Annotated in this window: 4 protein-coding genes; 2 read left to right on the top strand and 2 right to left on the bottom strand. The window is 54.3% G+C overall.

Features of this window, described 5'->3' with window-relative positions; translation table 11 throughout:
- Nucleotides 1-497 precede the first annotated feature (497 nt).
- Together EKM91_RS11565 and EKM91_RS11570 are read right to left on the bottom strand one after the other, a co-directional pair.
- Entirely contained in the window at nt 498-1,250 is a 753-nt protein-coding gene (locus tag EKM91_RS11565; protein WP_125754076.1) for a flavodoxin family protein, read from the bottom strand.
- Between the two features lie 162 nt (nt 1,251-1,412).
- Entirely contained in the window at nt 1,413-2,600 is a 1,188-nt protein-coding gene (locus tag EKM91_RS11570) for an acetate/propionate family kinase (protein WP_125754077.1), read from the bottom strand.
- Nucleotides 2,601-2,835: 235 nt separating this feature from the next.
- Between EKM91_RS11570 and EKM91_RS11575 the strand changes: the two genes are divergently transcribed.
- Together EKM91_RS11575 and EKM91_RS11580 are read left to right on the top strand one after the other, a co-directional pair.
- Nucleotides 2,836-5,367, top strand: a complete 2,532-nt coding sequence (locus tag EKM91_RS11575; RefSeq protein ID WP_125754078.1) for a M1 family metallopeptidase — start codon at nt 2,836-2,838, stop codon at nt 5,365-5,367.
- 8 nt (nt 5,368-5,375) lie between these two features.
- The gene (locus EKM91_RS11580) at nt 5,376-6,014 is read left to right on the top strand and encodes an NAD(P)H-binding protein (protein WP_125754079.1); all 639 of its coding nucleotides are present in this window, start codon (nt 5,376-5,378) and stop codon (nt 6,012-6,014) included.
- The last annotated feature ends 769 nt before the right edge of the window (nt 6,015-6,783 follow it).

The following is a 6,783-nucleotide window of genomic DNA, read 5'->3' on the forward strand; positions in this document are numbered from 1 at the left end:
CCCCCAGAGCGGAGTGGCGCGCTTTTAGGCATGTGCATAAGGCGGCTTGAGTACGTGATGGCAACGCCATCGCGTGCACGAGACGACTTATGCGCCATGCCGTTGCGCCCCGCAGCTCGACGACCCCCAGAGCGGAACCCCGCGGTTATGGGTAACGGGATAACCGGGCTTGGTGGTGGGCGGCGTCAGCCGCACGCCGCAAAGACCGGTTAGAACGTTTACCCATGCGGGGAGCAGCTCGACGAAAACCCCCAGAGCAAAGTGGCGCGCTTTTAGGCATGTGCATAAGGCGGCTTGAGTACGTGATGGCAACGCCATCGCGTGCACGAGACGACTTATGCGCCATGCCGTTGCGCCCCGCAGCTCGACGAAGCCCCTCAAAGCCAAGCCAGTTTACCAAATCAACAAACGCGCTCCGCCCAAAACCAAAAAGGTGCCGCCCCCAGCAGAAATTCCTGCTGACGGCGGCACCTTATTTTATGTATCGACATTGCCGATCAGCGGTGCTTATGCCGCACGAAGGTGGCGTAGTGCAAAAGCCCCGCCAACAAGACGAAGAAGATCACCACGAAGCTGACATAGCGCGTCCAGAAATTTGTGGTCACCGCCGGGATCAGCAATTGGATGCCCATGGTGGCTAAGGCCATGACGGCGATCATGCAAAATAAGAGCAGGTAGCGTTTCAAAGTTTCATCGTCCTTTCTCACTTTAGCTGGGAGCTTGGCGGCAAGCTGCTTGGCTTGATCCAGCTTGGCTGGCGGCAAGGCGTGCATCCCCCAAGTCCCCGGCAAGATCAACTCGCCGGCTTTGCGCAAGCCCGCAGCCGCCATCGCTTTGTCCAGCATCGTCAAGCACGCGTCGGTTTGATGCGTGAAGGTGTTGTCTAATCCGGTGGCAAAACAGGAACTGACGGTGATGTAGACTTTGCCTTTGTACTTATCCGGCAGCGTGTCGCCTTTGTGCGTCATGCGCGTCAGCCGCGGCCGCAGGCAGTCTAAGGCTTGCTTCAGCGTGCCGGCAACGGTGCCGAAATAAGTCGGACTCGCCAGCACCCACACATCTGCGGCTGCCAGCTTGGCTTCTAAAGCATCAAGTTGGGGATTGGCTGCATTTTGGCGGTCAGGGCGGATCGTCAAGGAATTGAGATCAATGAATTCTGTCGTGCCTTCACAAGCAGCAAGCAAGCTCTTGGTGAGCTGAGCGGTCAAGCCTTGCGGATCTTGGCCGCCAAAAAGTGCGATCGTGTGCAAATCTATCACCTCAAAATTTACGTTACCAAGCCAGCCAGCCACTGTCAACGCGTGAAAACCCTAGATTGTACAAGAATACACAGACTTGACACCTCAGGTAACGCACAAACAGCCCTGGTGCATGACCGATGGGGTCATACGCCAGGGCTGTAGTTGATCGCCTTAGTGTTCACGGGCATAAACGTCGCGGACGATCATTAATTCTTCGTTGGTAGGGATGATCAAAGTTTTGACCTGTGAATCAGCGGTGGATAAGTCGATTTCCTTGCCGCGGGTGTTGTTTTTCTCGGGATCGATCTTGGCGCCGAGATACTCGAGATGCTGCATGATGCGCGCTCGCATATCCGCGCCGTTTTCGCCGACGCCGCCGGTGAAGACCAACACGTCGACACCGTTCATCACTGCGGCATAGCTGCCGACATATTTGGCCACGCGGTTGGCATAAATATCCAAGGCAAGTTTGGCTTGAGGATTGGTTTCTTCGGCGTTTTCCAAGTCGCGCTGGTCGTTGGACAGTTGCGACAAGCCCAAAAGCCCTGATTCATTGTTCAAGATGTCGATCATCTTGTGGACATCGGTGATATCCAAGCAATCCATCAAATACGCCAGCAAGGAAGGGTCAACGTCGCCGCTGCGGGTGCCCATCGTGATCCCGGCAAGCGGCGTAAAGCCCATGGAGGTGTCGACTGATTCGCCATCTTGCACGGCAGTGACACTAGAGCCGGAGCCTAGATGCATCACGATCTGGCGCAGCGGGGCCGCGGGTTGCCCTAAGAACTCTGCGGCCCGCTGGGAAACATAGCGCACTGAGGTCCCATGAGCGCCGTATTTGCGGGCGCCAAATTTTTGATAATATTCGTAAGGGATGCTGTACAAGTAGTTTTCAGCCGGCATCGTGTGGTGGAAGGCCGTGTCAAAAACAGCCACTTCCACTGCCCATGGCATCATCCGGCGGAAAATATCGATGTATTTGGCTTCAACCGGATTATGTAGCGGGGCAAAAGCACCAAGCTCTTGGATGCGGGTCAGCACGTCATCGGTGATCAAGACAGATTCTTTGAAGTGCTCACCGCCGGCAACGATCCGATGGCCGATACCAGAGATCTCATGAAGGTGATCGATCAATCCCAGATCTTTGAGTTGAGTCGAGACAGAAATCACTGCTTCATGATAATTTTCGATTGGGTGATTGTCTTTATAAACTTTATCCCCATATTTGACCTTCACATTCGACTCAGGTTGTCCGAGGCGATCGATCAACCCATCAGCCAGCTCGACTTCGGCTGGCATATCAAACAACTTCCATTTTAAGGTCGAACTCCCTGCATTCACTGCTAATACTTTCGGCATAACTCTCGCTCCTCTTCATCTCTAACTTGCGAAGGTCAGCAAAAACGCTTAACGCAAAATTCACAAGTCAGTATCTTGATTGTCCTCGCTTTTGGAAACGCTGTCAACCGTTCTGACGGGTGTGAACGTTACCAATTGGGACTTGGATTGTCTTTTTTCACGATCGGCGCGCGGGTGTTTTTCCCAGCAGTCGGCGGTATAATAATTGTATTCTAAACAAAGTGCAGGTGACATCATGGCTAATTTGACCCATTTTTATCAAACCTTCCAACCGGCGCATTATACGGTAGCCTTGAACATCGATCGCGGTGCCAAAACCATCGCGGGGACGACGACGATCCAAGGGCACGCCAGCCAAGCGCAGATCGCGGTGCACCAGAAGTACCTCCACATCGCATCTGTCACCGCAGCTGGGCAAGCGGTCGCTTTTGACGTTGATGACCAAGCTGAAGCGATCCGCATCTCCTTGCCAAAAGCCGGGGAGGTGACGCTGCAAATCGAATATACGGCGCCGTTAACCGATAGCATGATGGGGATCTACCCGTCTTATTATCAAGTGGATGGCCAGCGCAAGGAATTGATCGGGACCCAATTTGAAACCACTGCAGCCAGACAGGCGTTTCCGTGTGTGGATGAACCGGAAGCTAAAGCAACGTTCAGCTTGGCCATCAAGTATGATGAACAACCTGGGGAAACCATTATTGCCAACATGCCAGAAGACCATGTAGCAGCTGGCGTGCACTATTTTCAAGAAACGGTCAAAATGTCCACGTACTTGGTGGCGTTTGCCTTTGGCGAGTTGCAATCCAAGCAAACGACCACGGCTAGCGGCGTGCAGATCGGCGTTTTTGCCACTAAGGCGCATCGCCCAGAAAGCCTAGATTTTGCCTTAGAAATCGCTAAGCAGTCGATCGAATTTTATGAAGACTTCTATCAAACGCCTTATCCGCTGCCGCATTCTTGGCAGTTGGCCTTGCCTGATTTTTCGGCTGGGGCAATGGAAAACTGGGGCTTGGTGACGTATCGAGAAGCCTATTTGATCGTCGATCCTGCCAATACCAGCTTGGATACCAAGCAGCGTGTGGCGACGGTGATCGCCCATGAATTGGCGCATCAGTGGTTCGGCGACTTGGTGACGATGAAGTGGTGGGATGATCTCTGGTTGAACGAAAGCTTCGCCAACATGATGGAATATGTCGCCGTCGACGCCTTGCATCCAGAATGGCACATTTGGGAAGTCTTCCAAACGGATGAAGCGGCTGCTGCCTTGCAGCGCGACGCCATCGATGGGGTACAAGCGGTGCATGTCGCGGTCGAAGATCCAGCCGAGATCGATTCGCTGTTTGATGGGGCGATCGTCTATGCCAAAGGGGCGCGGATGTTAGTGATGGTGCGTGCTTTGATCGGCGATGACGCTTTGCGTCAAGGGTTGAAAGCCTATTTTGCCGCGCATCAATATGGCAATGCGACCGGGGATGACCTTTGGGCGGCATTAGGCCAAGCGGCGGGCATCGATGTCGGCGCGATCATGCGCGGCTGGCTGACGCAGCCAGGCTATCCCGTCTTGACGGCAAAAGTCGTTGACGGGCACTTGCAGGTCCAACAAGCCCAATTTTTCCTCGGATCCGGCCAAGATGCCAAGCGCCAGTGGCAGATCCCGTTACAGGCAAACTTTGACGCCCCGCAATTGTTGACGACAGCCACCATCGACCTGGGTGATTATGCCCAATTGCGTCAGCAAGCTAAAGCCCCATTGCGCTTGAATGTGGGCAATCAAACGCATGCGTTAGTGCAATATGACGACACCTTGTTGCAAGATATTTTGGCGCATCGCGACTCGCTTAATGCCATCGATCAGCTGCAATTGTTGCAAGACTTGCGGTTGCTAGCAGAAAGCCGGCGGGTGCGGTATGCCGATGTCGTGCCGTTATTGACCAGCTTTGCGGCGACGACTAGCAATATCGTCAATGCCGCCTTGTATCGTTTGGCCAATGACCTTAAGAAGTTCGTCACGCCGCAAACGCCTCAAGAAGCCCAGCTGCAAGCCTTTTATGCGCGGTTGAGTGATCGCAACCTGCACCGCTTAGGCTGGCAGCCGCAAGCGGATGAAGCCAATGATGATGCGCTGTCGCGGCCATATGTCCTCAACGCCGCATTATATGCGCAAAATGCCCAGGCGATCGCCGACGCGCACCGCTTGTTTGCCCAATACCGCAACCGCTGGGAAAACCTGCCGGCGGCGATTCGCAGCTTGGTGTTAGCCAGTGAGATCCGCCATCACAATACCATGGCGGTGTTCAAGCAATTGCTGCAAGCGTATCAAGATACTAGTGATGCCGGCTACAAGCAAGATTTGTGTGCTGCATTGACCGGAACGCGCCAGCCGGAACAGATCACGATGTTGATCCAAGGGTTCAAAGTTGCCGAACTGATCAAGCCGCAAGACTTGCGGGCTTGGTTCCGTGGTGTTTTAGCCAACCCAGCAGGCCAGCAAGCCGCATGGGATTGGCTGCGGGCAGAATGGCCGTGGCTAGAAGCGACTGTCGGCGGGGACATGGAATTTACCACCTACATTACCGTGATCGCCGGCATTTTCCACACGCCGCAACGCTTGGCTGAGTTTAAGGCCTTCTTTACGCCAAAGCTCAACACCCCAGGATTGACGCGGGAGATCACCATGGATACTAAGGTGATCACCAGCCGCGTCGACTTAATCGAAGCAGAACAAGCAGCGGTCACCGCAGCGATCACCGCAGCGGCCAACTAGGAGGACACATGAAAATTGCAGTGATCGGCGCCACCGGCAAAACCGGCCGCGCCGTTGTCGAATTAGCCTTAGCCCATCAGCATACGGTTACTGCCATGGTGCGCAATGCGGCCAAAGCCGAAGCGGCATTTGGCCAACGCGTGGCGATCGTGGAAAAAGATGCCTTGGCCTTGACCCCTGAGGAGCTTAAAGGCTATGATGCCGTAGTCGATGCCTTTGCATCACGGCAAGCGGCGTATCAACACCTTGATCTGGCCACCCGCTTGATCGCAACTTTTCGCGGGGATGAACACACGATCGTTGCCTTCATCCTAGGCGCCAGCTCCTTGCGTGAAGCGGATGGGAGTTTGGTGATCGATCGCGTGTTGGCCAAAAATGCCGGTGCGGATTGGGTCGAAACGCCTAAACAGCAAGCTTATGAATATCAGTATTTGCAATGGGTCGATAATGTACGCTGGACAGCGATCTCGCCGCAGTTCGAATTTGTCGATGGCCCTGCCGGCAACTATCGGTTGGGGCAAGACGACTTGATGACTGATCCAGCTGGCAAGTCCATCGTGACCACCGGCAACTTGGCGGCGGCATTGTTGGCTGAGCTGGAACATCCGGCGCATCTTCGGCAACGCTTTACCGTCGTGAATGATTAACTGGAAACGAGCCGGAAACGGCTCGTTTTTTTTGTTGGTAGAACGCCTGGTGACGATTTAAGCAATCATATAAATATAAAAATAGATGGTCATGACAAAAACTGGTTTTATGGACAAAACTGTTGATTGGTATAGGTAGGCAGATCGCCTAAGTATCAAAATATTTATGGGATGCCGTTAAATTGGACTAACCGTAAAAAAAAGATTCCAGAAAGGGTTTACATTAACGGCAAAGCGTGGTATCTTGATCACGATCATGTGGCTGGGTATGGTGGTGCGCACTCCATAAGTTTTCCCAGACATCAACGGTGGGGCAGCCAGCCGGGGCAACCTGGGCCTCACACACGCTAAGGGGTACATCCCGAAGATGGCCTGGAAAGACTCGGGCAAGGGCGAGACACTGGCGTACCACCCTCAAAGCAGGCTCAAACCTGCCAAGAGGCCAAAACGGCCAAGCCCTGAGCGCAAACTCAGGCATCGTATCCCAACAAAACGCGGTCCGGCAACCGCGCCTTGCCCTGCAAGGAATCGCCCGAGACACGTCAGCACACACTGGACGTGTCTTTGTCGTGAGAGCGTGACCCAAGGCGCACTTAGGGGTGTGGGTAAGGCAGCCTGGTCGGGTGCGGCGCAGCCGTACCAAGGCCAGGATGACTTACCCGCGACCCCGTTGCCTTGGTGATCGCGTTTATGTGAGAGCGTGACTAATCGCGCTTTTAGGGGTGTAGGTAAGGCAGCCTGGGTGCGTCGCGGCACGCGACGTGACCGG

It is taken from the genome of Lacticaseibacillus baoqingensis (genome assembly GCF_003946165.1).
Classification (GTDB): Bacteria; Bacillota; Bacilli; order Lactobacillales; family Lactobacillaceae; genus Lacticaseibacillus; species Lacticaseibacillus baoqingensis.